This is a genomic window from Zeimonas arvi (genome assembly GCF_008039575.1).
Taxonomy (GTDB): Bacteria; Pseudomonadota; Gammaproteobacteria; order Burkholderiales; family Burkholderiaceae_E; genus Zeimonas; species Zeimonas arvi.
In genome coordinates this window covers 304,140-328,675 of the sequence record NZ_VDUY01000003.1, presented here as the reverse complement: position 1 = coordinate 328,675, position 24,536 = coordinate 304,140, and the positions used below count along the sequence as shown (strand labels likewise).

At 70.4% G+C, this 24,536-nt stretch carries 25 protein-coding genes, 1 other RNA gene, 1 pseudogene and 1 riboswitch; of the genes and pseudogenes, 13 read left to right on the top strand and 14 right to left on the bottom strand.

The genetic code is table 11. From position 1 onward, the window contains the following. Positions 1-60: 60 nt before the first annotated feature. Complete coding sequence (gene ilvD, locus FHP08_RS08930) at positions 61-1,740, bottom strand: dihydroxy-acid dehydratase (RefSeq protein ID WP_147704100.1); 1,680 nt, start codon at positions 1,738-1,740, stop codon at positions 61-63. Between the two features lie 155 nt (positions 1,741-1,895). On the opposite strand from ilvD, the gene FHP08_RS08925 reads away from it, so the two are divergent. Further along, on the top strand, positions 1,896-2,102 hold the full coding sequence (locus FHP08_RS08925) for a (2Fe-2S)-binding protein (RefSeq protein ID WP_147704099.1): 207 nt from the start codon (positions 1,896-1,898) through the stop codon (positions 2,100-2,102). Here FHP08_RS08925 and bfr read toward each other — a convergent pair. Next, positions 2,069-2,548 (bottom strand): bacterioferritin, encoded by a 480-nt coding sequence (bfr, locus tag FHP08_RS08920; RefSeq protein WP_147704098.1) that lies wholly within the window; start codon positions 2,546-2,548, stop codon positions 2,069-2,071. The two genes, FHP08_RS08925 and bfr, sit on opposite strands and share 34 nt — an antisense overlap. A 109-nt stretch (positions 2,549-2,657) precedes the next feature. Here bfr and lgt point away from each other — a divergent pair, with 109 nt between their 5' ends. Together lgt and FHP08_RS08910 are read left to right on the top strand one after the other, a co-directional pair. Continuing rightward, positions 2,658-3,467, top strand: a complete 810-nt coding sequence (lgt, locus tag FHP08_RS08915) for a prolipoprotein diacylglyceryl transferase (RefSeq protein ID WP_147704097.1) — start codon at positions 2,658-2,660, stop codon at positions 3,465-3,467. Then, positions 3,464-4,816 carry a malonyl-CoA decarboxylase gene (locus tag FHP08_RS08910; protein WP_147704096.1) on the top strand — a complete coding sequence of 451 codons (1,353 nt, stop codon included), beginning with the start codon at positions 3,464-3,466 and terminating at the stop codon, positions 4,814-4,816. Before lgt ends, FHP08_RS08910 begins: the two co-directional genes overlap by 4 nt. Positions 4,817-4,850: 34 nt before the next feature. Here the strand turns inward: FHP08_RS08910 and FHP08_RS08905 are convergent, their stop codons facing one another. From FHP08_RS08905 to FHP08_RS18425, 7 genes are all read right to left on the bottom strand, one after another. Further along, positions 4,851-6,074 carry a CaiB/BaiF CoA transferase family protein gene (locus tag FHP08_RS08905; RefSeq protein WP_147704095.1) on the bottom strand — a complete coding sequence of 408 codons (1,224 nt, stop codon included), beginning with the start codon at positions 6,072-6,074 and terminating at the stop codon, positions 4,851-4,853. Between the two features lie 133 nt (positions 6,075-6,207). Then, the gene (locus FHP08_RS08900) at positions 6,208-6,435 is read right to left on the bottom strand and encodes a hypothetical protein (protein ID WP_147704094.1); all 228 of its coding nucleotides are present in this window, start codon (positions 6,433-6,435) and stop codon (positions 6,208-6,210) included. Positions 6,436-6,571: 136 nt separating this feature from the next. After that, positions 6,572-7,378, bottom strand: coding sequence for a sulfite exporter TauE/SafE family protein (locus tag FHP08_RS08895; RefSeq protein ID WP_147704093.1), 807 nt, complete (start codon positions 7,376-7,378; stop codon positions 6,572-6,574). 131 nt (positions 7,379-7,509) lie between these two features. Continuing rightward, on the bottom strand, positions 7,510-7,983 hold the full coding sequence (locus tag FHP08_RS08890) for an EVE domain-containing protein (RefSeq protein WP_147704092.1): 474 nt from the start codon (positions 7,981-7,983) through the stop codon (positions 7,510-7,512). Between the two features lie 39 nt (positions 7,984-8,022). Further along, positions 8,023-8,206, bottom strand: a non-coding RNA gene (ssrS, locus tag FHP08_RS08885) — 6S RNA. Between the two features lie 43 nt (positions 8,207-8,249). Further along, positions 8,250-8,552: a cell division protein ZapA gene (locus FHP08_RS18430; protein WP_187272234.1), complete on the bottom strand. Its 303-nt coding sequence runs from the start codon at positions 8,550-8,552 to the stop codon at positions 8,250-8,252. Positions 8,553-8,574: 22 nt separating this feature from the next. After that, on the bottom strand, positions 8,575-8,805 hold the full coding sequence (locus tag FHP08_RS18425; protein ID WP_187272233.1) for a hypothetical protein: 231 nt from the start codon (positions 8,803-8,805) through the stop codon (positions 8,575-8,577). A gap of 159 nt (positions 8,806-8,964) precedes the next feature. Here FHP08_RS18425 and FHP08_RS08875 point away from each other — a divergent pair, with 159 nt between their 5' ends. From FHP08_RS08875 to FHP08_RS08860, 4 genes are all read left to right on the top strand, one after another. Next, entirely contained in the window at positions 8,965-11,478 is a 2,514-nt protein-coding gene (locus FHP08_RS08875; protein WP_147704090.1) for a protein-disulfide reductase DsbD family protein, read from the top strand. Between the two features lie 31 nt (positions 11,479-11,509). Further along, positions 11,510-11,783: riboswitch (cobalamin riboswitch) on the top strand. Between the two features lie 110 nt (positions 11,784-11,893). Continuing rightward, a complete protein-coding gene (locus FHP08_RS08870; RefSeq protein ID WP_187272232.1) occupies positions 11,894-13,693 on the top strand; it encodes a TonB-dependent receptor domain-containing protein in 1,800 nt (599 codons plus the stop codon). Positions 13,694-13,724: 31 nt separating this feature from the next. Then, complete coding sequence (locus FHP08_RS08865; RefSeq protein WP_187272231.1) at positions 13,725-14,666, top strand: helical backbone metal receptor; 942 nt, start codon at positions 13,725-13,727, stop codon at positions 14,664-14,666. A gap of 35 nt (positions 14,667-14,701) precedes the next feature. Continuing rightward, on the top strand, positions 14,702-15,337 hold the full coding sequence (locus FHP08_RS08860; RefSeq protein WP_147704087.1) for a ParA family protein: 636 nt from the start codon (positions 14,702-14,704) through the stop codon (positions 15,335-15,337). Here FHP08_RS08860 and FHP08_RS08855 read toward each other — a convergent pair. Genes FHP08_RS08855 through FHP08_RS18740 form a run of 3 tightly spaced genes read right to left on the bottom strand, consistent with a single transcriptional unit; the run spans position 15,288 to position 17,415 of the window. Further along, the gene (locus tag FHP08_RS08855; RefSeq protein WP_147704086.1) at positions 15,288-15,755 is read right to left on the bottom strand and encodes an ExbD/TolR family protein; all 468 of its coding nucleotides are present in this window, start codon (positions 15,753-15,755) and stop codon (positions 15,288-15,290) included. The two genes, FHP08_RS08860 and FHP08_RS08855, sit on opposite strands and share 50 nt — an antisense overlap. A 33-nt stretch (positions 15,756-15,788) precedes the next feature. Further along, the gene (locus FHP08_RS08850) at positions 15,789-16,532 is read right to left on the bottom strand and encodes a MotA/TolQ/ExbB proton channel family protein (RefSeq protein WP_147704085.1); all 744 of its coding nucleotides are present in this window, start codon (positions 16,530-16,532) and stop codon (positions 15,789-15,791) included. Positions 16,533-16,578: 46 nt separating this feature from the next. Further along, the gene (locus FHP08_RS18740; protein ID WP_267285491.1) at positions 16,579-17,415 is read right to left on the bottom strand and encodes an energy transducer TonB; all 837 of its coding nucleotides are present in this window, start codon (positions 17,413-17,415) and stop codon (positions 16,579-16,581) included. Between the two features lie 189 nt (positions 17,416-17,604). Here FHP08_RS18740 and FHP08_RS08840 point away from each other — a divergent pair, with 189 nt between their 5' ends. Further along, the gene (locus FHP08_RS08840) at positions 17,605-18,546 is read left to right on the top strand and encodes a ChaN family lipoprotein (protein WP_147704083.1); all 942 of its coding nucleotides are present in this window, start codon (positions 17,605-17,607) and stop codon (positions 18,544-18,546) included. Here the strand turns inward: FHP08_RS08840 and dapB are convergent. Both dapB and FHP08_RS08830 read right to left on the bottom strand, forming a co-directional pair. After that, positions 18,543-19,346, bottom strand: coding sequence for a 4-hydroxy-tetrahydrodipicolinate reductase (gene dapB / locus FHP08_RS08835; protein ID WP_147704082.1), 804 nt, complete (start codon positions 19,344-19,346; stop codon positions 18,543-18,545). The two genes, FHP08_RS08840 and dapB, sit on opposite strands and share 4 nt — an antisense overlap. A gap of 3 nt (positions 19,347-19,349) precedes the next feature. After that, positions 19,350-19,802, bottom strand: a complete 453-nt coding sequence (locus FHP08_RS08830) for an outer membrane protein assembly factor BamE (RefSeq protein ID WP_225879081.1) — start codon at positions 19,800-19,802, stop codon at positions 19,350-19,352. Positions 19,803-19,876: 74 nt separating this feature from the next. Here FHP08_RS08830 and fur point away from each other — a divergent pair, with 74 nt between their 5' ends. The 5 genes and pseudogenes from fur to FHP08_RS08805 all read left to right on the top strand — a co-directional run bounded on the left by fur (position 19,877) and on the right by FHP08_RS08805 (position 24,523). After that, positions 19,877-20,305, top strand: coding sequence for a ferric iron uptake transcriptional regulator (fur, locus tag FHP08_RS08825; RefSeq protein WP_147704080.1), 429 nt, complete (start codon positions 19,877-19,879; stop codon positions 20,303-20,305). A gap of 146 nt (positions 20,306-20,451) precedes the next feature. After that, a pseudogene (locus FHP08_RS08820) lies at positions 20,452-21,834 on the top strand (circularly permuted type 2 ATP-grasp protein); the annotation flags it as partial. A 137-nt stretch (positions 21,835-21,971) separates the two neighbouring features. Next, positions 21,972-22,940, top strand: a complete 969-nt coding sequence (locus FHP08_RS08815; protein ID WP_147704078.1) for an alpha-E domain-containing protein — start codon at positions 21,972-21,974, stop codon at positions 22,938-22,940. A gap of 13 nt (positions 22,941-22,953) precedes the next feature. After that, the gene (locus FHP08_RS08810; protein ID WP_147704077.1) at positions 22,954-23,748 is read left to right on the top strand and encodes a transglutaminase family protein; all 795 of its coding nucleotides are present in this window, start codon (positions 22,954-22,956) and stop codon (positions 23,746-23,748) included. Between the two features lie 16 nt (positions 23,749-23,764). Next, a complete protein-coding gene (locus FHP08_RS08805) occupies positions 23,765-24,523 on the top strand; it encodes a proteasome-type protease (RefSeq protein ID WP_187272230.1) in 759 nt (252 codons plus the stop codon). Positions 24,524-24,536: the final 13 nt, after the last annotated feature.

The following is a 24,536-nucleotide window of genomic DNA, read 5'->3' as shown; positions in this document are numbered from 1 at the left end:
CCGAGACGCCCGGCAGATTCCGCCGAGCGGGCCATTCGGCGGTCCGCCCTCTTGCCTTCCTCAGAAATCGTCGAGCACCGCGCCGCGGCTCGCGCTGCTGGTCAGCGCGTTGAACTTGGCCAGCACGCCTCGCTTGTAGGGCTGGGCCGGCGCCTTCCACTCGGCTCGTCGCCTGGCCAGCTCTTCGTCGCTGACGTTGACCTGGAGCAACAATTCACGCGCATCGATGGTGATCGAGTCGCCTTCGCGCACCAGGCCGATCGGCCCGCCGACCGCGGCTTCCGGCGCCACGTGGCCCACGACCATGCCCCAGGTGCCGCCGGAGAAGCGGCCGTCGGTGATCAGGCCGACCGATTCGCCCAGGCCCGCGCCGATGATCGCGGAGGTGGGGGCGAGCATCTCGGGCATGCCCGGTGCGCCCTTCGGGCCGAGGTAGCGCAGCACCATGACGTCGCCGGCCACGATCTTGCCGTCGAGGATGGCCTGCAGCGCACTCTGCTCGTCGTCGAACACGCGGGCCGGGCCGGTGATGACCGGATTCTTCAGGCCGGTGATCTTGGCCACCGAGCCCTCCGGCGACAGGTTGCCCTTCAGGATCGCCAGGTGGCCCTGCTTGTACAGCGCCTTGTCGATCGGGAAGATCACGTCCTGGTCGGCGCGCGGCGCGTCCGGCACGTCCTTCAGCTCCTCGGCCATCGTGCGGCCGGTGATCGTCATGCAGTCGCCGTGGATCAGGCCGGCGTTCAGCAGGAGCTTGAGCACTTGCGGGATGCCGCCGGCCCGATGCAGGTCGGTGGCCAGGTACTTGCCCGAGGGCTTCAGGTCGCAGAGGATCGGCACGCGCTTGCGGATGCGTTCGAAGTCGTCGATCGACCAGTCGATGCCGGCCGAGTGCGCGATGGCCAGGTAGTGCAGCACCGCGTTGGTCGAGCCGCCTGTGGCCATGATCAGCGTGACCGCGTTCTCGATCGACTTCTTGGTCACGATGTCGAGCGGTTTCAGGTTCTTGCGGACCGCCTCGACCAGCACGCGCGCCGACTCCGCGGTGGAAACGCGTTTCTCGTCGTCGGGGTTGGCCATGGTGGAGGAGCCGAGCAGGCTCATGCCCAGCGCCTCGAAGGACGAGGACATCGTGTTGGCGGTGTACATGCCGCCGCATGAGCCGGTGCCGGGGATCGCGTTGCGCTCGATGCCCTCGAAGTCTTCCTCGCTCATGCGGCCGCGCGAGAACTCGCCCACCGCCTCGAACACGGAGACGATGTTCAGGTCCTGGCCCTTCCAGCGGCCCGGCTTGATCGTGCCGCCGTAGACGTAGATCGCCGGCACGTTGGCGCGCATGATGCCCATCATCCCGCCGGGCATGTTCTTGTCGCAGCCGCCGATCACCAGCACGCCGTCCATCCACTGGCCCTGCACCGAGGTCTCGACGCAGTCGGCGATGACCTCGCGCGAGATCAGCGAGTACTTCATGCCCTCGGTGCCCATCGACATGCCGTCGGAGATGGTGGGCGTGCCGAAGACCTGCGGATTGCCGCCGGCGGCCCTGACCGCCTCGACCGCGGCGTCGGCCAGCACCTGCAGGCCCGAGTTGCACGGGGTGATCGTGCTGTGGCCGTTGGCGATGCCGATCATCGGTTTGTCGAAGTCGCTCTTGACGTACCCCATCGCGTAGTACATCGAGCGGTTCGGGGCACGGGCGACGCCCTCGGTGATGTTGCGGCTGCGGCGGTTGGCGGTCATGGCTGTTCGGCTGTCGGCGGGTGGGTTGAACGGATGCCGGGCAGTTTAGCAAAGGGCTCCCGCCGGACGCGGGGCCGGAGCGGCTTGCGCGAACGTTCCGGCATGGATAATATTAATGCGAATCGTTCGTATTAATATTATCGAGGAAGCAGCCGATGATCGTCTGTGTGTGCCGGGCCGTCTCCGATCGCGAGATCCGCTCGATCGTGGACGGCGGGGCAGGGTCGATGGCCGAAGTGCGCGAGGTCTGCGGGGTCGGCGAGTGCTGCGGCAAGTGCGCCCGCCAGGCGCGCGAGCTGATTCACGAGCGCCTGGCACTGCGAACGGTTCAGGAAGACTCGCGGGCCATGAACGTCTGCTGATAGTTCTGGATCCCGACGCGCTCGATCAGCTCGAGCTGCGTTTCGAGGAAATCGACGTGCTCCTCGGATTCTTCGAGGATTTCCACGAGCAGTTCGCGCGACACGTAATCGCCGACCGATTCGCAGTGGGCGATCCCGCCCTTGACCGTGTCGAGCGCGGCCCGCTCGAGGGCCAGGTCGCTTTCGAGGATCTCCCGGGTGTTCTCGCCGATGTTGATCTTGCCCAGGTCCTGGAGATTGGGCAGGCCATCGAGCATCAGGATGCGCTTGACCAGCGCGTCGGCGTGCTTCATCTCGCCGATCGATTCGTCGTACTCGATCTTCTCGAGCCCTGGCAATCCCCAGTGCCCGAAGATCCGCGCGTGCAGGAAATACTGGTTGATCGCGGTCAGCTCGTTCTTCAGCTGGCGATTCAGCCACTCGATCGCCTTCTTGTCGCCTTTCATCGTTGCGCTCCGGGCCGTGGTCGAGCCGGCATTATTGCGCATCGTGTCAGAATGGCCCGGTTGCCCGCGCAGGCCGTGCGGGCGTGCCGTTTCACGCCACTGTCCGCCGATGCTCGTCCATCCCCAGTTCGATCCGATCGCCTTCAGCCTGGGCCCGGTGGCCGTTCGCTGGTACGGGCTCATGTACCTGGTGGCCTTCGCGCTGCTGTTCCTGCTCGGGCGCGCCAGGATCCGCGCCGGATCGCCGTCGGTGCCGCCGAAGTTCGGCCAGCGCGATCTCGAGGACCTGCTGTTCTGGGGGGCCATCGGCACGGTGCTGGGCGGTCGGCTCGGCTACGTGCTGTTCTACAAGCCGGCGCATTTCCTGTCCCATCCGCTCGAGATCTTCATGGTCTGGCAGGGCGGCATGGCCTTCCACGGCGGCCTGATCGGCGTGATCGCCGCCATGGCACTGTACGCCCGACGCCGCGGCTGGCGCTTCCTGCAGATCTCCGATTTCGTCGCGCCGCTGGTGCCGCTGGGGCTGGCGGCCGGCCGAATGGGCAATTTCATCAACGGCGAGCTGTGGGGGCGCCCGACCACGGTGCCCTGGGGCATGGTGTTTCCGCAGGTCGGCGACGGCATCACGCGCCACCCCTCGCAGCTCTACCAGTTCGCGGGAGAGGGAATCCTCCTGTTCCTGATCCTGTGGCTGTATTCGTCGCGGCCGCGGGCCATGGGAGCGATCTCCGGCCTGTTCCTGGCCGGCTACGGCGTGATGCGTTTCCTGGCGGAATTCGCGCGCGAGCCCGATGCTTTCCTGGGGTTGCTGGGACTGGGCCTGTCGATGGGGCAGTGGCTCAGCCTGCCGATGATCGCGCTGGGGCTGGCGCTGATGGCATTCTCGAGGCGCGCTGCGCCGGCGGAGGCAAGGAAATGAACCAGGTCGGTACGGTGTTCGAACGCTTCAGGAAGGCCAGGAAGGATGCCCGTGAGCGGGCGGCGCTCGACCAGTTGCTCGACGACGCGCGCCAGCTGATGACCGAGCGCGGCGAGTCGAACAGCATCGCGATCGCCACCCGCGCGCTCGAGCACTATCGCCACCTCGGGCCGGAGGCCACGCAGCAGTTCTTCGAGGTGCTGGCCCGCGACTACGATCCCGATCCGGCCGAGGTGCTGCGCCATGCGCAGCAATATGCGGAGACACGCTCGCCGGACGCGCTGATCGAGCTCGGCCGGGTGGCCGACCCGCCGCGCCAGGCGCTGTTGCGCCGGCTGAACCTGGCCCCCGATGGCACCGGCACGCTGGTCGCGATGCGCGCGCGCCTGCTCGACCGGCTCAAGCACGATCCCTCGCTGCGCGCGGTCGATGCCGACTTCCAGCACCTGCTGTCGTCGTGGTTCAACCCCGGCTTCCTGCAGCTCGTCGAGGTGGACTGGAACTCGCCGGCGCAATTGCTCGAGAAGCTGATTGCCCACGAGGCGGTGCACGAGATCGATGGCTGGGCCGACCTGCGCCGCCGGCTCGAGCCCGACCGCCGCTGTTTCGCCTTCTTCCACCCGGCGTTGCCGGGCGAGCCGCTGATCTTCGTCGAGGTGGCACTGCTCGAAGAAATGCCCGGTGCGATCGCGCCGCTGCTCGACCGAAAGGGCGAGCCCAACACGGCCGCCGACCGCTTCCGCGTGGCGGCCTTCTACTCGATCTCGAACTGCCAGCCGGGCCTGCGCGGGGTGAACCTCGGCAACTTCCTGATCAAGCGGGTGGCCGACCGGCTCAAGACCCAGTTCCCCAGACTCAAGACCTTCTGCACGCTCTCGCCGATTCCCGGGCTGGCAGGCTGGCTGGCCAAGGTCCAGAAGCTGGAGTCGGGCCGGCTCAAGCCGGCCGCGGTGGCTGCGCTGCAGGCCGGTCTCGAGTACCTGCGCGAACGCTACGGCAAGGATTGGTCGCTGCTGGCCACGCCGGCCGACGAGGCGGATGCGCGCACCGCCGAGGGCAAGCGGCTGGAGACCGACCGGCAGCTGTTGCAGCGACTGTGCGCCTTCTTCCTGCTGCATACCGCGCCGGGCGACTCGCGGGGCTCGGACCCGGTCGCGCGCTTTCACCTGAACAACGGCGCGCGGCTCGAGCGGATCAACCCGGCGGCCGACCTGTCACGCAAGGGCATCCGGCAGTCGCACGGGCTGATGGTCAACTACCTGTACGACCTCGACGAGATCGAGTCCAACCACGAGAAGTTCTCCGACGGCCGGGTCAGCGCGTCGCGCGCGGTGCTGTCGCTGTTCTGATTCGCGCGGGGCGCACGACCCGCGCCTGCGCCGGTCAGATGATCTTGCCGCTGCGCAGCGCGGCGATCTGCTCGGCCGAGAGGCCGAGCTCCCCGGCCAGGATTTCCTCGCTGTGCTGGCCCAGCACCGGCGGCGCGCTGCGGTATGCCACCGGCGTGTCCGAGAAGCGGAGCGGGCTCGCGATCAGTCGCGCCTTGCCGGCCAGCGGGTGCGCGATGTCGAAGAGCGCGCCGCGCGCCTGCGCCTGGGGCTCCTGGAAGGCCTGGGCGATCGAATTGATCGGGCCGTTGGCCACGCCCGCCTCATCGAGGATGTCGCACCACTCCTTCGTGGTGCGCGTCTTCATGATGTCCTCGAGGATGGGCGTGATGATCGCGCGGTTCTCGACCCGCTTCGCGTTGGTCGCGAAGCGCGGGTCCTCGGCCAGGTCCGGGCGGCCGGCCGCGGCGCAGTACTTGCGGTACAGGTTGTCGTTGCCGCAGGCCACGATCACGCTGCCGTCCTTCGTCGGCAGCACCTGGTAGGGAACGATGTTCGGGTGCGCGTTGCCGATGCGGCCCGGCGATTCGCCGGTGGCGATCCAGTTCATGCCCTGGATCGAGGTCAGCGCCAGCGCCGAGTCGAGCAGGGCGATGTCCAGGTGCTGCCCCTTGCCGGTCTCGGCCCGGCTCGCCAGCGCCGCGCAGATCGCGATCGTGGCGTACATGCCGGTGAGGATGTCGATGATCGGGACGCCGAACCGGACGCCGTGCGGATCGGTGTCCGAGTCCGGCGAGCCGGTCACGCTCATCAGCCCGCTCATGCCCTGGGCCATGAAATCGTAGCCGGGGCGCTCTTTCCACGGGCCAGTCTGGCCGAAGCCGGTGATCGAGCAGTAGACGATGCGCGGATTCACCGCCTTGACGTCCTCGTAGCCCAGGCCGTAGCGGGCCAGGTCGCCGAACTTGAAGTTCTCTACGAAGACGTCGCACTTCGCGGCCAGCTTGCGGATCAGTTCCTGTGCCTCGGGCTTCGAGATGTCGGCGGTCAGCGAGCGCTTGCCGCGATTGGCCGCGCAGAAGTAGGCCGCCTCGCTGGTCTCCTTGCCGTCGGCGTCCTTCAGCCAGGGCGGTCCGAATGCGCGCGAGTCGTCACCCTTGGCAGGGCGCTCGATCTTGATCACGTCGGCCCCCATGTCGGCCAGGTTCTGGCTGGCCCAGGGGCCGGCGAGCACCCGGCTCAGGTCGAGTACCTTGATGTGGGACAGGGGGCCGCTCATGTCTTGATTCTCCGGGTGGGGCGATCGAAGGCGATCGCGGGGACAGGTCTCGAAGCCGGCGATGATAACGCCGGAGCGGTCCCGTTCCGGAGAGGTCCCGCACGAGGCGGTGCGGCGACAGCGCGATCGGGCCTCAGACGATGGGGCCGATCTGCCTGTCGGCGAGCCAGGCTTCGGCTCGCCGGATGTCGTCGGCGAGCCGGCGCTCGGGAGCCCGCGAGCCGACAGGGGCCGCATCGGCGCCATGCCCGGCATGGCCGGGGGCGACTGCCTGATGAGCCACGCCGGTGCCGGAGGCCCCCGGCCGCAACGCGGCGTTCTCCGCGGAGCCTGGCGCAAGGGTGATGTCGGGGAAGGTCATGCCCGTCTCCCGCTAGGCATGGAACGTGAAACGATTGTGCACCCGTTCGATGCCGCCCGCATCCCCCGTTTGAGGGATTGCCCCGATTTTCCTCTGCAGCAAACCCCGCATTTGTCAGGGGTGGAATCCCTAGGGATCAGCCGGTCAGCCCCTTCCACAGCATGTAGACGCACAGCGCGTACAGCAGCACCGCGAATACCCGCTTCAGGCCGGCCATCGACATCGCGTGGGCGATCTTCGCGCCCAGCGGGGCGGTCAGCATGCTGGTGGCGACGATGCAGACCAGGGCCGGCAGGTAAACGTAGCCGACCGTGCCCGCGGGCAACTGCAGCTTCCAGCCGGCGATGATGTAGCCCAGCGTGCCCGCCAGGGCGATCGGGAAGCCGCATGCGGCGCTGGTGGCCACGGCCTCGTGGATCCGGACGTTCGAGCGGGTCAGGAAGGGGACCGTGACGAAGCCGCCGCCCGCGCCGACGATCGCGGAGATCACGCCGATGATGCCGCCGGCGGCCAGCATGCCGCGCGGCCCGGGCAGCAACCGGTCGGCCCGGACCTCGCGCTTGAACAGCATCTGCGTGGCCATGAAGCCCACGAACACCGCAAAGGTGATCGCCAGCAGGTTGCCCTTGATCAGGTGGGCGACCTGCGCGCCGGCGATCGAACCGACCACCATGCCCGGCGCCAGCGTCCGCACGATCTCCCAGCGCACCGCGCCGCGCTTGTGGTGGGCGCGCACGCTGGACAGCGAGGTGAACAGGATGGTGGTCAACGAAGTCGCGATCGCCACCTTCACCACGATGTCGATCGGGAAGCCGCGGGAGGAGAGCAGCATCGTGAGAAAGGGCACCATCAGCATGCCGCCGCCGATGCCGAGCAGGCCGGCGGCAACGCCGGTGAAGCTGCCGAGCAGCAGGAACCAGAAGATCAGCGGGGTGTCGATCACGGTAACTCTCCAGCCGGGGGCTCGCCGGGCAGGCCGGCGGGGCGATGCGCCAGCCGGGGCAGGGCGAAAAACCGGCAATGCTAACACCGCGACTGCCGCTGCCGGGCCGTGTGCTCAGCCGGGCCGTGTGCTCAGCCGGCCGGACGCAGGACCTCGGTCACCAAGCGCCACTCGGCTTCGGTCAGCGGTGTGATCGACAGCCGATTGCCTCGGCGCAGCACGACCATCTCGGCCAGTTCGGGGTGGGCGCGCATCTCGGCCATCGTGAGCAGGCGCGTCTTGCGCAGCGCGCGCACGTCGACCAGCACCCAGCGCGGCGCATCGGGCCGGCTTTTCGGGTCGAAGTACGGAGAGGCGGGATCGAACTGCGTGGGGTCCACGCGCGGGCCCGAGGCCACTTCGGCGACGCCGGCGATGCCGGGCTCGGCACAGCCGGAGTGATGGAACAACACGCCGTCGCCGACGCGCATGGCATCGCGCATGAAGTTGCGCGCCTGGTAGTTGCGCACGCCGGTCCAGGGGACCGTGGCGTGTGGCGCCGCGAGCGCGTCGTCGATCGAGCACTCGGCCGGCTCGGACTTCATCAGCCAGTAGCTGCGGGCCATGGCACCGGGCGGGAAGCCCGACGAGAAATGGAAGAATGAGGAGACCCCGCCTGTGCCGGCGGACCGGCATCCTGAACCGTGAAGTTCAGTTCGGTCGCAGTAGGCGCCGCATCAGGTTCATCCGGCAAAGGGACGATCGCAACAGCGGCGCACCATGAACCGCGACCTGATGCATCGCATTGGTTCAAGGAATATATGGCCCTATCGAACACTGCAGGGTCTGGCGACGATTCTACCGCGTTGCGCCGGCCGCGCGCCGCAATGACCTAGAAAAGGCTTTCCTGGCGCTTGATCTCGGCGTCGATGTCCTCGGTCATCTTGCGGATGCGCCCGGCCAGCTCGGCCGACTTCGGCCCGACCGCCGAGTTGTCGCCGCCGAGCAGCTCGTGCGCAAGCTGCAGCGCGGCCATCACCGCGATCCGGTCGACCCCGGAGATGCGGCCCGCGTCGCGCACCGAGCGCATCTTCTCGTCGACGATCCGGACCGCCTCGAGCAGGCGCGGTCGGTCTTCGTCGGCGACGGCGAGCCGGAACTCGCGATCGAGGATCTTGACGTCGATCTGTGGCATGGGACTCTCGCCTTGGGCCGCGTCAGGAGGCGGCGATGTCGGACCCTGCCGCGCCCGAGGCGGGAACCGGCAGGCGGGACAGGGCAGCCTCGACCCGGGCGCGGGCCTCGGCGATGCGCTGCTGCAGCTGTTCGTTGGCCACCCTGGCGGCGGCGAGCTGGTCGCGCAGCGTGACGTTCTCGTCGGCGAGGCGGCGAGACAGCGAGAGCATCCGTTCGACGCGCTCGCCCAGTTCCTGCAATTCCTGATCCATTGCGCGATGTTATGGAGCGGCCCGAGGGGGGTCAAGTCGGGCAGAAATCGGGCAGCTCCTGCAAGGCTCGGCGCGCCCTGGCGACGCATCGGCGCTTCGGGAGCTCGCCTCGCTCCGGTAGCATGGTGCGTTTGAGCGGTTCCGCCCCGAGATTTCCGGATGTTCCCGAAGCAGCTTCCCGATTTCCTCCTGCCCGCCGGTAGCGGCGCGTCCTCGCGCCGCGGGCTTTCGCTTCGCCGCACGCTGGCCGGGGCGGTGCTGGCGTTTGCAGCCCTGGCCGGAGCCGCACCGGCCTCGCCGGCGTTTGCCCAGGCGGCCGGCCAGAATCCGGCCGGCGGGCCGGTTCGGGTCGAAGCGGTCGAGGTGGAGCTCGTGGCCCGCGAGTCGGCGATCGTGCCCGGTCAGGCGCTCACGCTCGGGCTGAGGATCCAGCACGATCCGCACTGGCACACCTACTGGCGCAATCCGGGCGATTCCGGGCTGGCCACCCGGCTCGAGCTCGCGCTGCCGCAGGGCTTCGCGGCCGGCGAGTTCCAGTGGCCCGCACCCAGGCGCCTGTTCATCCCGCCGCTGGCCAACTACGGCTACGAAGACGAGATCGTGCTGCCGCTGCCGGTGTCGGTGCCGGCCTCGATCGGGGCCGGCACGGTGCGCATCGCGGGCAAGGCGATGTGGCTGATGTGTCGCGACGTCTGCATCCCCGGCGAGGCCGAGGTGTCGCTCACGCTGCCGGTCGAGCGGGGCGCCGCGATGCCGCCGCCGTCCCGGCATGCTGCCCTGTTCGATGCGGCGCAGGTGCGGCTCCCGGGCGCGGTCTTGACCGCGCCGGTCTCGGTCGACGGCGACCGGATGTCGATCGGCCTGGCCGAGCCGCTGGCCTCGGCGGAGTTCTTTCCCTATCGCGAGGGGCTGATCGGCAATGCCGAGCCTCAGCCCCTGTTCGCGCTCGCAGGAGGCGACGGGCCGGCGCGCAGGCTGGAGATCCGGCTGAGCGCCGAGGGCGCGCAGGCGACGGATCCCGCGAAGCTGTTGCAGGCCGCCGAGGGCATCGTGGTGTCGGGCGACAGGGTCTTCGAACTGAAGCCGGTCGCCGCCGCGGGCGTGCTGGCTGGCGGTACCGAGATCGCGCGGGTGGCCGGGGCGCCGGCTGCGGCGCCCGGCGGCACCCCGGGGGGCGCAGGCGGCGGCTTGCTGGCAGGCCTCGGGAGCTCGACGAGCGGCTCCGCCGGACAATCGACCGCCGGCGGCGGCGCTGTTGCGGCGGCTGCGCCGGCCGGTTCGGCCGGCACGGGCCTGAGAACGATGAACCTGTTGGTCGCCGCGCTCTTTGCCGCGATCGGCGGGCTGATCCTGAACCTGATGCCCTGCGTGTTCCCGGTCATCGGCCTGAAGGTGCTGGGCTTCGCGCGTCACGGCGGCGCCGGCGACGACGCGCACACGGAGGCAGCGCGACGCGCCTCGCGCGCCGGCGCCTTCGCGTTCGTGTCCGGCGTGGTCGTGTCCTTCTGGGTGCTGGCCGGCTTGCTGCTCGCACTGCGGGCGGCAGGCCAGGCGGCAGGCTGGGGGTTCCAGCTGCAGTCGCCGGTGTTCGTGTCCGCGATGGCCTTGCTCTTCGTGGCGATCGCGCTCAACTTCTCCGGTGTCTGGGAGTTCGGCGTGGCGATGACCCGGCTGGGCCAGTACGATCCGGCGGCCCGCGCGGCGCCGGCTGGCGCTGCTGCCCATGGCCGCGGCGGCGCGACGGGCGGCTCGCCGCTGCCCGGCTCCTTTGGATCGGGCGCGCTGGCGGTGCTGGTGGCGACGCCCTGCACCGCGCCCTTCATGGGTTCCGCGCTTGGCTTCACGCTGTCGGCCACCGTGCTCGAAACGCTGATCGTGTTCACCGCGCTCGGCCTGGGCATGGCGCTTCCCTACCTCTTGCTGGGCGTGTTCCCGGCCTGGCTGCGCTGGCTGCCTCGTCCTGGCCGCTGGATGGAAAGCTTCCGGCAGGCGCTGGCCTTCCCGATGTACGCCACCGCGGCCTGGCTCGCCTGGGTGCTCGGCCAGCAGGCCGGGATCGACGCGGTGCTCGCGCTGGCGATCGGCGCCGTGCTCATCGGATTGGCGGCGTGGCTGTACGGCCGCTTCGTGCAGCAGGCGGCGGGCGGGCGCGATCCGGTCGCGGCCCGGCGCCGCCGGACGCTCGCCGCCTCGCTTGCGGTGGTCTCGCTGGCGGCCGGCCTGCTGGTCGCCTGGCCGGGCGACGACGCCCGCGCGCCCGAGCGCGCCGACTCGGGCACCGGCGCCGCCGCGCCCTCGCCGGATCCATCCGCGGATGCCGCCGCATGGCATCCCTGGTCCCCTGAAGCGCTCGCCCAGGCTCGTGCGGCCGGCCGCCCGGTCTTCGTCGACTTCACCGCGGCCTGGTGCGTGAGCTGCCAGGTCAACAAGAAGCTGGTGCTCGATCGCGACACCGTGGTCGAGGCCATGCGCCGCGCGGGCATGCTCCGGCTGAAAGGCGACTGGACCAACCGCGACCCGGGGATCACGGCCGAGCTGGCGCGTCACGGCCGCAACGGCGTGCCGCTCTACCTCGTCTACCTGCCCGGGGTCGAGCAGCCGGTGGTGCTGCCCGAGCTGCTGACCAATGGCATCGTGCTCGACGCGCTCGCGGGGCTGGATCGGAAGGGCTGAGCGGTCAAGTACTGACCGTCACGTCACCGACTACAATCGCCGTGCTTCCGGTGCTGCGCCGGCCTGTCGGCCGCGTGGTTAAACGGGAAACAGGGAGCGAACCGCCTCGCGGCGATCGCCAACCTGTGCTGCCCCCGCAACGGTAAGCAGCGGCGCCGCCTCTGGCGGCCCGCCGGACATCCAGCAGGCCACTGGGCGATCGCGATTTCGCGAACCCGCCTGGGAAGGCCCGTCCGGCGAACGGCCCGGCGCCAGCCCGGCCTGCCGCTGCAAGCCCGGATACCGGCCGGAAGGGAGGGGTCCGCCCTGCGCGACCCCATTTCCGGAACCGTGCGCCTTACGGTGGGTAAGGCGCTGGAGAGCTTCGGTGTCCTTTCCCTATCGTCTTGCCCTTCCTGCGGCGACCTGTGCCGCGTTGACCCTTTTCAATCCGCTGGCGCTCGCGCAGCCGGCCCTCGAAGCGGTCGTGGTGACCGCCACCCGCAGCGACACGCCGGTGGAGCGCGCGCTGGCCGACGTGTCGGTGATCGACGCCGAGCAGATCCGCGACGCCGGCGCCGCCACGTTGCCCGAGCTGCTGCGCAGCGCCGGCGGCATCGAGATGTACCAGAACGGCGGGCCCGGCACGGTCTCCGGCCTGTACGTTCGCGGCGCCCGCAACTCGCAGACCCTGATCCTCGTGGACGGCATCCGCCTCGAGAATCCCATGAGCGGCGGCGGCCTGCTGGAGTTCCTGCCGCTGTCGGCGATCGACCGGATCGAGGTCCTGCGCGCGCCGGCCTCGTCGCTGTACGGCTCGGCGGCGGTCGGCGGCGTGGTGCAGATCTTCACGCGCAAGCCGGCCGGCGACGGCATCCTGCCCTTCGCATCGGTGGGCTTCGGCAGCCGGGGCACGCGCCAGCTGCAGGCCGGCATGAGCGGGCGCAGCGGCGACACCGGCTTCGCGCTGTCGCTCTCGCAGGACCGCACCGATGGCTTCGACGCCACGCTGCCGGGCAGCCCGGACCGGCAGGTCGATCGCGATGGCAACCGGGTCGGGGCATTGACCGCGTCGCTCGAGCATCGGCTGAACGCCGATTGGCGCGTCGGCGCCAACCTGCTGGTCTCGGACGGGCGGGTCGAGTACGACGACGCGTTCTCCACGCCCGACACCGCGAAGATGGACTACCGCTCCGCGGCGCTGTCCGCCTTCGTGAGCGGGCGACTGATGTCGCAGTGGGAGAGCACGCTGCGGGTCGGCAACAGCTCGATCGACTACGAGTTCGCTGCCTTCACCTTCGCGCCGCGCACCGATTCGCGCACCGTGTCCTGGGAGAACGTGGTCGACGCGGCCGGCGCGCGCTGGCAGTTCGGCGTGGAATCGCTGCACCAGAAGATCGCCGGCGAAGGGCTCACGGTGGGCAGCTACATTTACACGCGCGACTCGCGCGACACCGACTCGGTGTTCGGCGGCTGGGAGCGCGAGTTCGGCGCGCACCTGCTTCGGCTGACGTTGCGCCACGATCGCATCGAGGCGGTGGGCTCGGAGACCAGCGGCTCGATCGGCTGGGGCTGGCGGCTGACGCCGAACTGGCTGCTGCGGGCCGGCTGGGGCAGCGCCTTCCGCGCACCGACCTTCGACGACCTCTACAATCCCTGGTCGCCCAACCCGACGCTGCGACCCGAACGCTCGCGCGGGATCGAGACGGCAGCCGAATGGCGGCGCGGCGGCGACCTGTTCAAGGCCACCGCCTTCTCGAACCGGATCCGCGACGCGATCGAGCTCGACAACTTCTTCGTGGCGCAGAACCTCGAGGTGGCGAGAGTGCGCGGGGTGACTTTCGAGGGCCGGCGAAGGCTGGGCGAATTCACCCTGCGCGGCAGCGTCACCTTCCAGGATCCGCAGGCCGAGCGCGCCGACCCGGTCACCGGCATCACGACGGTCAGCGATCTCGCCCGTCGCGCGCGCCGGCACGCCACGCTCGGCGCGAGCTGGCAGCGCGGCCCCTGGCGGCTGGGTGCCGACGCGATCGCGCAGGGCGAGCGTGCCGACACCAACGGTGCGCGAATGACCGGCTACGCCTTCGTCGACTTGTGGGGCAGCTACCGGATCGACCGGCACTGGCAGCTCTTCGGCCGGCTGGGCAACGTGGCCGACCGCGAGTACGAGACGGCGGCCGGCTATCGCGCCGCGCCGCGCGCGCTGTTCGTGGGCGTGCGTTACGACGGGCGCTGAGGCGATGGTGGGGCGCGCGGCGTGGCTTGTCGTGGCGAGACTCGTCGCGGCGATCGCGCTGGCGGGCCTCGGCTGGGCCGCATCGGCCGCGGCCGCCGAGTCGATCCTCCTGATCGACGATCTCGGCAACAGGATCCGGCTGGCCGCCCCGCCGCGTCGCATCGTCTCGCTCGCGCCGCACGCCACCGAGCTGCTGTTCGCGGCAGGCCTGGGCGAGCGGGTGGTGGCCGTGGACCCGGACAGCGACCATCCTCCCGCCGCGCGCGCCTTGCCCAAGGTCGGCGCACTGCCCGAGCCGCCGGTCGAGCGCCTGCTCGCCCTGCGGCCGGACCTGGTCGTGGCCTGGGCGCCCGCGGTGCGCCCGGGTTTCGTCGAGCGCATGTCGCGCCTCGGCCTCCCGGTCTTCGTCAGCGATCCGCGCACCCTCGACGCGGTGGCGGCGAGCCTGGTCCGCTTCGGGCAATTGCGCGGACATGCCGCGGCCGGGAGTGCCCCGGCGGGGAGCGATGTGGCGGGCAGCGATGCCGAGCCGGCCGGCCAGGCCGCGGTCCGGTTCACGCAGGCGCTGGTGGCACTGCGGGCGCGCTGGGCCGGTCGCGAGCCGGTGAGCGTGTTCGTCCAGATCTGGAGCGACCCGCTGATCACGATCACCGACCGCGACATCATCGGCGACGCGATCGCCGCCTGCGGCGGGGTCAACGTCGCCGCAGGCCTGCCGGGCGCGGCGCCTCGCATCGACGTGGAGCGGGTGCTGGCGGCCGCGCCGAAACTCGTCGTGGCCACCGATTCGCCGGATTCGGCTGCGCGCTGGCGCCGGCTCGGCGTGCTGCGGCCCGAGGGGCCGGCGCGCTTCGCGCATCTCGATCCGGTGGTGCTTCAGCGCCCGGGGCCGCGGATCCTCGAGGCGGTCGAGGCCTTGTGCCGGGAGATCGATGCGGCGCGCGAGCGCCAAGCCGCCGGGCGTCTGCGCTAAGATCGTCCGCGTTGCCTTGTTCGGGAGCGCGTCAGATGCCGGTCGTGGCCGTGGTCAATCCGAAGGGCGGGGTCGGCAAGACGACCCTCGCGACGAATCTCGCAGGCTATTTCGCCAGCACCGGCCGCCGCACGATGCTCGGCGACTTCGATCGCCAGCAGTCCTCGGCGCAGTGGCTGAAGCTGCGTCCTCCGGGCCTGCCCCCCATCGAGACCTGGGCGATGAACGGGAGCATCGCCCGGCCGCCCCGGGGCGTGACCCACGTGGTGCTCGACACGCCGGCGCAACTGGACGGCAAGCGGCTGGCCAACGTCGTGCGGGTGGCCGACCGCATCCTCGTGCCCTTGCAGCCGTCGATGTTCGACGTCCTTGCCACGGGCGCCTTCCTGGAGTCCCTGCGCGAAGGCTTCGGCAACGACGCGGATTTCCGCGCCACCGTGGCGGTGGTCGGCGTGCGGGTGGATCCGCGCACCCACGCCGCCGAGCAGCTCGGCCGCTTCGTCGCCTCGCTCGATCTGCCGGTGGCGGGCGCGCTGCGCGACACGCAGAACTACCTGCACCTGGCGGCCCATGGCCTGACCCTGTTCGACGTGCCCGCGCAAAAGGTCGACAAGGACCTCGCTACCTGGGCGCCGCTGCTGGCCTGGCTGGAGGGGCAGTCGGGTCGGTGACGAAGCCGATGTTGGCGATGCCCGCCGACTGCGCGGCCGACATCACCTCGGCGATCCGCTGGTAGCGAGTCTCGCGGTCGGCCCTCAGCTGGAGTTCCGGCGCCGGCCTGTCCGGCGAGGCGGCCGCGCTCGACGCGGCGGCAGCCAGTCGCGCGGCGAGCGCCTCCAATCCGCCCACCGGCTCGTTGTTCCAGAACAGGGCGCCCGAGGCGTCGATCGACAGCGCGATCGTCTCGGGTTTCTCGGCGGCCGGCGCCGAATCGGCCTGGGGCAGGTCGAGCCTGATCGCATGCGTGAGCAGCGGCGCGGTGATGATGAAGATCACCAGCAGCACCAGCATGACGTCGACCAGCGGGGTCGTGTTGATCTCGGCCATCGGCTGGCCGCTTCCGCCCGAGTCCAGCGATCCGAATGCCATTGCGTTCTCCGTGGGTGCCGTTCGCGAAGCGCGTCAGCGGACCATCGCGCCGCCGGTCAGCGGCGCCACCGGCCCGCGCAGGCCGTCGTCCGCTCCCGAGTCCTTCAACCGGCTGCCGGTCAGCAGCAAGGCCAGAAGATCGTGTGCGAAGCCGTCGAGTTCGGCCAGGGCAATGCGGTTCACGCGCACGAAGGCGTTGTAGGCGAGCACGGCCGGGATCGCCACCGCCAGTCCGGCGGCGGTCATCACCAGCGCCTCGCCGACCGGACCGGCCACCTTGTCGATCAGCACCTGGCCGCTGCCGGCGATCGCGATCAGCGCGTGGTAGATGCCCCATACCGTGCCGAACAGGCCCACGAAGGGAGCGGTGCTGCCCACCGAGGCCAGGAAGGTCAGTCCACCCTCCATCCGAGACGAGATCTGGGTGATCTCGCCACGCAGCACCCGCGTGAGGATCTTCTCGCGGTCGACCGATCCGGCGAGCGACTGGTCGGGTTGCATCGTCGCGGCCGCGATCGCCTTCTCGGTCATCGGCAACAGGACCCGCTCGGTGTCGGTCGCGCGCATCGTGGCCAGCGCCTCGTCGAGCGAGCGCGCATTCCAGAAGCGCTCGAGCGCCGCCTTCGCGCTGCGGCGCTGCCGCCACGCGGTCCACGCCTTCGACAGAATGAAGTACCAGCTGACCACCGACATCGCGAGCAGCAGGTAGGCCACGCCGTGCGTGACCGCGTCGCCGGCCTGCCAGAAGTGCATCAGTCCAAGTTGCCGTTCCTGCATTCGATCCTTCCTTGTTGAAGCCTGGGTTGCGCGGGCCTCGGCCCGGTCAGCCGTTCAGGCGGAAAACCCACTTCCAGTCGCGGTACCACTCGGCGACCGGCTGGCCGTCGACGGTGGCCGGCGTGAAGCGCCACTGTCGCACCGTTTCGATCGCGGTCCGATCCAGCAGTTCGGAACCGCTCGATCGCTTCAGGCGCACGTCGGTGACACGTCCGTCGATGCCGACGCGCACGTCGAGCAGCACTTCGCCCTGGTCGCCCATCCGCCGGGCGCGCATCGGGTAGGGCGGCGGCGTGTTGCCGGTCCAGCTTGCGTCGACGCGAGGCGCCGTCCGGCTCGCGCCGGCTGGCGCGGGGGACGCGAGCGCGGAGGCGGCTGCGCCTGGGGAAGGCGCCGCCTGCCGCGTCGGCGGCGCCGACGATGCCGCAGTCGATGCCGCCGGCGCCGGGCGGGCCGGATCCTGCGCGGCGGTCCCCGGTGCTCCGGCGGTCGCCTGGGGCGCTGGCTGGGGGACCGGTTCCGGCCGCGGCTCGGGAGGTGCCTGCTTCCTGACTGGCGCCGGTCTCGGCGGCTCGGCCTTTGGTTTCGGCGGGGGCTCCGGCTTCGACGGGGGCGCCGGCACGGGCTTCGGCTTGGGAGGCGGCTCCGGCCTGGGCGGCCGCGCCGGCTCGGGCCTGGGGGGCGGCGGTTCCGGCGTCGCCTTCGGCTGAGGCGGGAATCCGGCTCCGGGGGAGACCGGGCTGGGCGGCTCGGACCTCGCCGGCGGGGAAGCCACGGGCAGGGCCGCGGCAGCCGGCGCCGACGGCGCGGCCGGCGGTGGCGTCAGCAAGGTGACCCGCAGGGGCTCGACCGGCCGGGGCGCGACGGGCGCGTCGGCAAGCATGACCACGCCCGCCAGCGCCGCGAGGTGCAGGACGACTGTGGCTGCGGCAGGGGCGAGCGCTCGACGATTCATCCCGGATGATTATATTGCAAACGAGAACTATTCTCGATAAATCCGGGGGACGGCGCGTACCGGATTCGCAGGCGGCCGCAGGCCTTCGCCGGTTGCCGCATACCGCATACTTTAGCGATGCACCGGACATCCGAACGCTACCGCACCGTGTCCGACGGCGGCGCGCATGCTCGCGCGGCTTGCGGCCAGTCCCCGGGCCGGGCCGGCCGCCGGCGCGCGCTGGCCGCGCTCGCAAGCTTCACCCTGGCCGCCTGCTCGACCCGGCCGCCGGGCGCGGGCCGGCCGCCGGGCGGCTCGCCGCCGGCTCCCGAGGCGCTTGCCTCGGTCCGGTTCGCATTGATCGGCGAGGTCCACGACAATCCCGCCGGGCATCGCCTGCGGCTTGACTGGTTGCGCGAAATGACCCTTCAGCGGCGCTGGGCAATCGCCCTGGAGCAGTTCGATGCGCCCATGCAGCCGCAGCTCGATGCGGCGCGCTCGAGGCTCGCCGATCGGATTGCCGCCGACCCGCGCCGGGCCGCGCGCGAACTGGCCGAAGCCGGCGGCTTCTCCTTCGATGGCTGGAAGTGGACGCTCTACGAGCCGGTGATCGTCCTTGCACTCGAGCGCGGCCTGCCGCTGGTAGCGGCCAATCTCCCGGTTGGCCGGAACAGGCCGCTCGGCGACGTGCGGCCGCCCGAAGGCTGGAGCGCCACCGAGGCGCGAGCCATGGCCGAGGCGATCCGGGACGGCCACTGCGGGCTCCTTCCCGAGCGGGCCGTGGACGGGATGGTCCGCATCCAGATCGCTCGCGACGCGACGATGGCGCGGACGATGGTCGACGCGCATCGCGCGACCGGCCTGCCGGTGGCGCTGCTGGCCGGAAACGGGCACGTGCGTGCCGACATCGGCGTGCCCTTGCACCTTGCCGCTCTGGTGCCGGGCGCGCGCGTCGCCGCGCTGGGGATCGGCGAACGCGGGGCGGCACACCCTGGCCGCTTCGACCGGTGGATCGAGGTCGAGCCGATCGATCGCGAGGATCCCTGCACGGCGCTGCAGCGCCGGTTCGGCGGGACCTAGCGCAGCCCGAGCACGTCCTGCATGTCGTACAGGCCCTCGCCGCGTCCGGCCAGGAAGCGACAGGCGCGCAGCGCGCCGTGCGCGTAGGTGACGCGACTCGACGAGCGGTGGGTGATCTCGATCCGCTCGCCGATGCCGGCGAACATGACCGTGTGGTCGCCCACGATGTCGCCGCCGCGCACCGTGGCGAAGCCGATCGTGGACGGATCTCGCTCGCCGGTCACGCCCTCGCGGCCGTAGACGGCGACCTGCTTCAGGTCGCGGCCGAGCGCCTGCGCGAGCACTTCGCCCATCCGCAAGGCCGTGCCCGACGGGGCGTCGACCTTGTGCCGGTGGTGGGCCTCGATGATCTCGATGTCGTAGCCGCTCGACAGGATCTTCGCGGCGACCTCGAGCAGCTTGAACGTGGCGTTGACGCCCACCGCCATGTTCGGCGCGAAGACCACGGCGGTCCGCTTCGCCGCGGCGTCGATGGCCGCCTTTCCCGCGGCATCGAAGCCGGTGGTGCCGATGACCGCCTTCACGCCATGATCCAGGCAGGCCTCGAGGTGGCGCAGCGTGCCTTCCGGCCGGGTGAAGTCGATCAGGAAGTCTGCCTCGGCAAGCGCCGCGTCGAGATCGGCGGTGATCGCCACCCCGGTGGCGCGGCCCGAGAACTCCCCCGCGTCGCGACCCACCAGCGGGTTGCCGGGGACGTCGAGCGCCCCGACCAGTTGCGCGTCGTCGGCGTCGCACACGGTGTCGATCAGCATCCGGCCCATGCGGCCGGTGGCGCCGGCGATCGCGATGCGCATCGTCATCGGTCAGGAATCCTTCTTGGATGAATCGGTGGGGCGATAGCCGGGCAGGGCCGGGTCGGTCGGGTCCTCGCGCTGCGGCAGCGGGTCGGCGTCGACGCCGGCGACCCGGTCATTGGCGAAGCGCACGGTGACCCGGCGCAGCTCGGTCTTGCCGTTCGGGTGCCTGAAGCTGAAGACGTAGTCCCAGCGGTCGGTGTGGAAAACGTGGCCGAGCAGCGGCGTGCCGAGCAGGAAGCGGACCTGGTCGCGGGTCATGCCTTCGCGAACCTGGTCGACCTGCTCGCGCGTGAGGTAGTTGCCCTGGGGCAGGCCGGTCCGGTAGGGCTCCAGCAGCCCGCTGCGCGAGGTGTCGTTCGACGCGCAGCCCAGCGTGCCGAGCGCGGCGGCCGCGACGGCGCCGGCGATTGCGAGTCGGGCGGCGCGGCTGCGTGCTGGACGTGCAGTATCCGTGTTCATGGTGCCGGGAAGGGGCGGGCCCGAATGGAAAGCCGATATCATACGACCACCTGTCCCCGCTCCTGGCGCCCGCCATGTCCGCCACCATCGAACTCAAGAGCATGGGCCTGAAGGCCACCTTGCCCCGCCTGAAGATCCTGGAGATCTTCCAGCAGGGCAAGCAGCGGCACATGAGCGCCGAAGACGTCTACCGGGAGTTGCTCGCCGAGAACCAGGACATCGGCCTGGCCACCGTCTACCGGGTCCTGACCCAGTTCGAGCAGGCAGGCCTGCTCAAGCGCAGCAATTTCGAGGCCGGCAAGGCCGTCTTCGAGCTCGACGAAGGCAAGCACCATGATCACCTCGTCTGCCTGCAATGCGGCCGGGTCGAGGAGTTCTACGACGCCGAGATCGAGAAGCGCCAGCAGAAGATCGCGCACGAGCGCGGCTTCGAGCTGCAGGACCACGCGCTGGCGCTCTACGCCAACTGCACCCGCAAGAACTGCGAATACCGTCGCGGCTGATCCGCGCATCGGCGGCGAGGGGGGGCCGGGCGCGAACCCGCCATCGGAGCCCCGATGCTGACATCCGGCACGCGGCTTGCTAAGTTGCGCTCATGAGCGCCCCAACCCTCGATCCGATCGCACCGCCAGAGGGCATCTTCGACGAGATGCTCGACGCCGACGGGAGCTGCCGTCCGCATTACGCCGCCTACGCCCGCTGGCTGGGCGAGGCCAGCGTGGAGTCGATGGCGGCCAAGCGGGCCGAGGCCGACCTGATCTTTCGCCGCAGCGGCATCACCTTCTCGGTCTACGGCGACGAAGGCGGCACCGAGCGGCTGATCCCGTCCGACCTGGTGCCCAGGATCATCCCCGGCGCCGAATGGTCGATGCTCGAGCGCGGGCTGGCCCAGCGGGTCAGCGCGATCAATCGCTTCCTCGCCGACATCTATCACGGCCAGGAGATCCTGCGCGCCGGCGTGATTCCGGCCGAGCAGATCCTGGCGAACGACCAGTACCAGGTCGCGATGATCGGCACCCGCGTGCCCCGCGACATCTACGCGCACATCGTCGGCGTGGACATCGTCCGGCACGCCGACGGCTGCTACTACGTGCTCGAGGACAACCTGCGCGTGCCCTCCGGCGTGTCCTACATGTTGAGCAATCGCCGCACCATGATGCGGCTGTTCCCCGATCTGTTCCGCACCCATGCGGTGCGACCGGTCGAGCACTACCCGGCGCTGTTGCTGCACACGCTTCGCGCAGCCACCGAAGTCGACAACCCGACCGTGGTGCTGCTGACCCCGGGCCGCTACAACAGCGCCTATTTCGAGCACGCCTTTCTCGCCCGGCAGATGGGCATCGAGCTCGTCGAGGGCCAGGACCTGTTCGTGCGCGACGGTTTCGTGTGGATGCGGACCACTTCGGGGCCCCAGCGCGTCGACGTGATCTACCGGCGCATCGACGACAGCTTCCTCGATCCGCTGGTCTTCCGGCCCGATTCGATGCTCGGGGTGCCCGGACTGCTGGCCGCCTATCGGCTCGGCAACGTGGCGATCGCCAATGCGATCGGCACGGGCGTGGCCGACGACAAGTCGATCTATCCCTACGTGCCGGAGATGATCCGCTTCTACCTGGGCGAGGAGCCGATCCTTCGGAACGTGCCGACCTGGATGTGCCGCAAGCCCGATGACCTGAAGTACGTGCTGGACCACCTGCGCGAGCTGGTGGTCAAGGAGGTCCACGGCGCGGGCGGCTACGGCATGCTGGTCGGCCCCACCAGCACCGCCGACGAGATCGCGCGCTTCGCGCAGGTGCTGAAGGCCGAGCCGGCCAACTACATCGCGCAGCCTACGCTGGCGCTGTCCACCTGCCCCACCTTCGTGGACGAGGGCGTGGCGCCGCGCCACATCGACCTGCGGCCCTTCGTGCTGGTCGGCCGCGAGATCCGGATGGTGGCGGGCGGCCTCACCCGGGTGGCCCTGCGCAAGGGCTCGCTGGTCGTCAATTCCTCGCAGGGCGGCGGCACCAAGGACACCTGGGTGGTCGACGAGCCGGGCAGCGCCGCCGCGCGCCGCCACGCGCAGCCGGCCGCCGGGCTGGCGATCGAGCCGGTGCCGCCGCTGATGCCCGAGCAGGCGCACGAGTTGCCGCCGCCCGAGCCGGAAGGCGGCGCGCAAGGGGGTCGCTGATGCTGTCGCGCGTCGCCTCGCACCTCTACTGGATGTCGCGCTACCTCGAGCGCGCCGAGAACATGTCGCGGATCCTCGACGTGGGCCAGTCGCTGGCGCTGCTTTCGGCCGACGACGGCGCGGACGTGATCGAGCCGCTGGTGATCACCGACACGCTGGAGGCCTTCGAGGCCAGCGGGCTGCCCGCCACAGCGGAAGGCGTGGCCCGCTTCCTCGCCTGGGATCCGCAGCATCCGTCCAGCATCGCCAACTGCCTCGAGGCGAGCCGCGAGAGCGCCCGCGCGGTGCGCGGCGCGATCACTTCCGAGATGTGGGAAACCATCAACGACACCTGGCTTCAGCTGCAGCAGAAGCGCCGCTCGGGCGGCCAGCCGATGGACACGCCCTTCTTCGAGTGGGTCAAGGAACGCAGCCATCTGTTCAACGGCGTCACCTCGGCCACCATTCGCCGTGCCCAGCCGCATTCGTTCATCCTGCTCGGCGCCTTCATCGAGCGCGCCGACAACACCGCCCGGATCCTGTCGGTGAAACAGGGGGCGGCCGCGCGCCGGGCGGCCACGGCCGAGGCCGGCGTCGACCGGGCGGCGGCCGCTGAGACGGACTCCGATTACTCGGGCTACTACCGGCTGACCTCGGTGTTGCGCTCGGTCTCGGCCTTCGAGGCCTATCGCGACACCTACCAGGACGCGGTCGATGCGCGCCGGGTGGCCGAGCTGCTCATCTTCGATTCGCGGCTGCCGCGCTCGCTGCGCTTCTGCTTCGACCGGATCGACGAGATCCTGCGCCAGCTGCCCCAGCAGTCCGGGCGGCCCGCGCGCAGGCTCGCCGCCACGATCCACGCGCGGCTGGCTTATGGCGACGTGTCGGAGGCCTTCTCGCTGGGCATGCACGAGTTCCTCGAGAACTTCCTGCGCGACAATGTGGAATTGGGTGAGGCGGTCCACGCCGCCTACCTCGAGATGAAGTGAAGCGAGCCGAACCATGCAGCTGACCGTCTTTCACGAAACCCGTTACCGCTACGCGGACCCGCCCAGCCGCAGCACGCAGTACATCCGGCTCACGCCGTATCCGTCGGCGCGCCAGCGGGTGCTCGAGTGGGCGGTCGAGATGCCGGCGCCGGGCCTGTTGATGCGCGACGCATTCGACAACATCACGCACGTGCTGGCGCTCGACGCGCCGCCGGTCGAGATCTCGCTGGTGGCGCGGGGCCGGGTCGACGTCGACGAGATGGACGACGGCGAGCCGGCCGGCCGCCTCGACCCGCGCATCTTCCTGCGCGACACGCCGCTCACCGAGCCCGACGACGCGATCCGCGCGTTCGTCGAGCCGATGCGGCGCACCGTTGCCGGCCGGCCGCTGATCGGGATGACCGACCTGATGAGCGCGCTGATCGACCGGATGCCCTACACCCCGGGCAGCACCGAGGTCCACCACACCGCGTCCGAGGCCTTCGCCGGCGGCGCCGGGGTCTGCCAGGACCACAGCCACGTCTTCATCGCCTGCAGCCGCACCCTCGGCGTGCCCAGCCGCTACGTGAGCGGCTACGTCTACTCCAGCGACTTCGAGCAGGTGGCCAGCCACGCCTGGGCCGAGGCCTGGATCATGAATCGCTGGATCAGCTTCGATGTCAGCAACGCCCGCCACGCCGGCGGCGCCCACATCAAGCTCGCGATCGGGCTCGACTACCTCGACGCCTGTCCGGTGCGCGGCGTTCGGCTGGGCGGCGGGCACGAGCGCCTGTCGACCACGGCCTGGGTGCGGGTCGCCGAACAGTGAAACTCGCCGTCTTCCGATGACCTACTGCGTCGCGATGGCCCTCGACGAGGGCCTGCTCTTCGCTTCCGACTCCCGGACCAATGCCGGCGTCGACCACGTGTCCACCTTCTCGAAGATGGCGGTCTTCGAGACGCCCGGCGAAAGGGCGATCGTGCTGCTGAACTCCGGCAACCTGGCCACCACGCAGGCGGTGGTCAGCACGCTGCGCCAGGCGTTGCATTCCGAGCGGCCCAACCTGATGAGCGCGGCCACGATGTTCGATGTGGCCACCCTGGTCGGCGACGCGGTGCGACAGGTGATCCACCATCATTCGTCGAGCCAGCTCGCCCAGAGCGGCGTGGACTTCAGCTGCAACTTCCTGGTGGGCGGCCAGATCGCGGGCGACGCGCCGCGGCTCTTCCTCGTCTATGCCGAAGGCAACTTCATCGAGAGCAGCCCCGACACCCCGTATTTCCAGATCGGCGAGAGCAAGTACGGCAAGCCGATCATCGACCGCGTGATCCGACCGTCCACGCCGGTCGACGAGGCGATCAAGTGCGCGCTGGTGTCCTTCGACTCCACGATCAAGAGCAACCTGTCCGTGGGCCTGCCGATCGACCTGGCGTTCGTCCGCCGCAACGAGTGCCGGGTCGGCCTTCGCCACCGGATCGAGCCGGAGGATGCCTACTTCGGCAGCATCCGGCGCGCCTGGGGCCAGGGGCTGCGCAAGGTCTTCAACGAGCTGCCCGATCCCGAGTGGCTGGGCGCGGGACGCGAGCAGGGCGGACGCCCCTAGCGGCGGCGCCGCG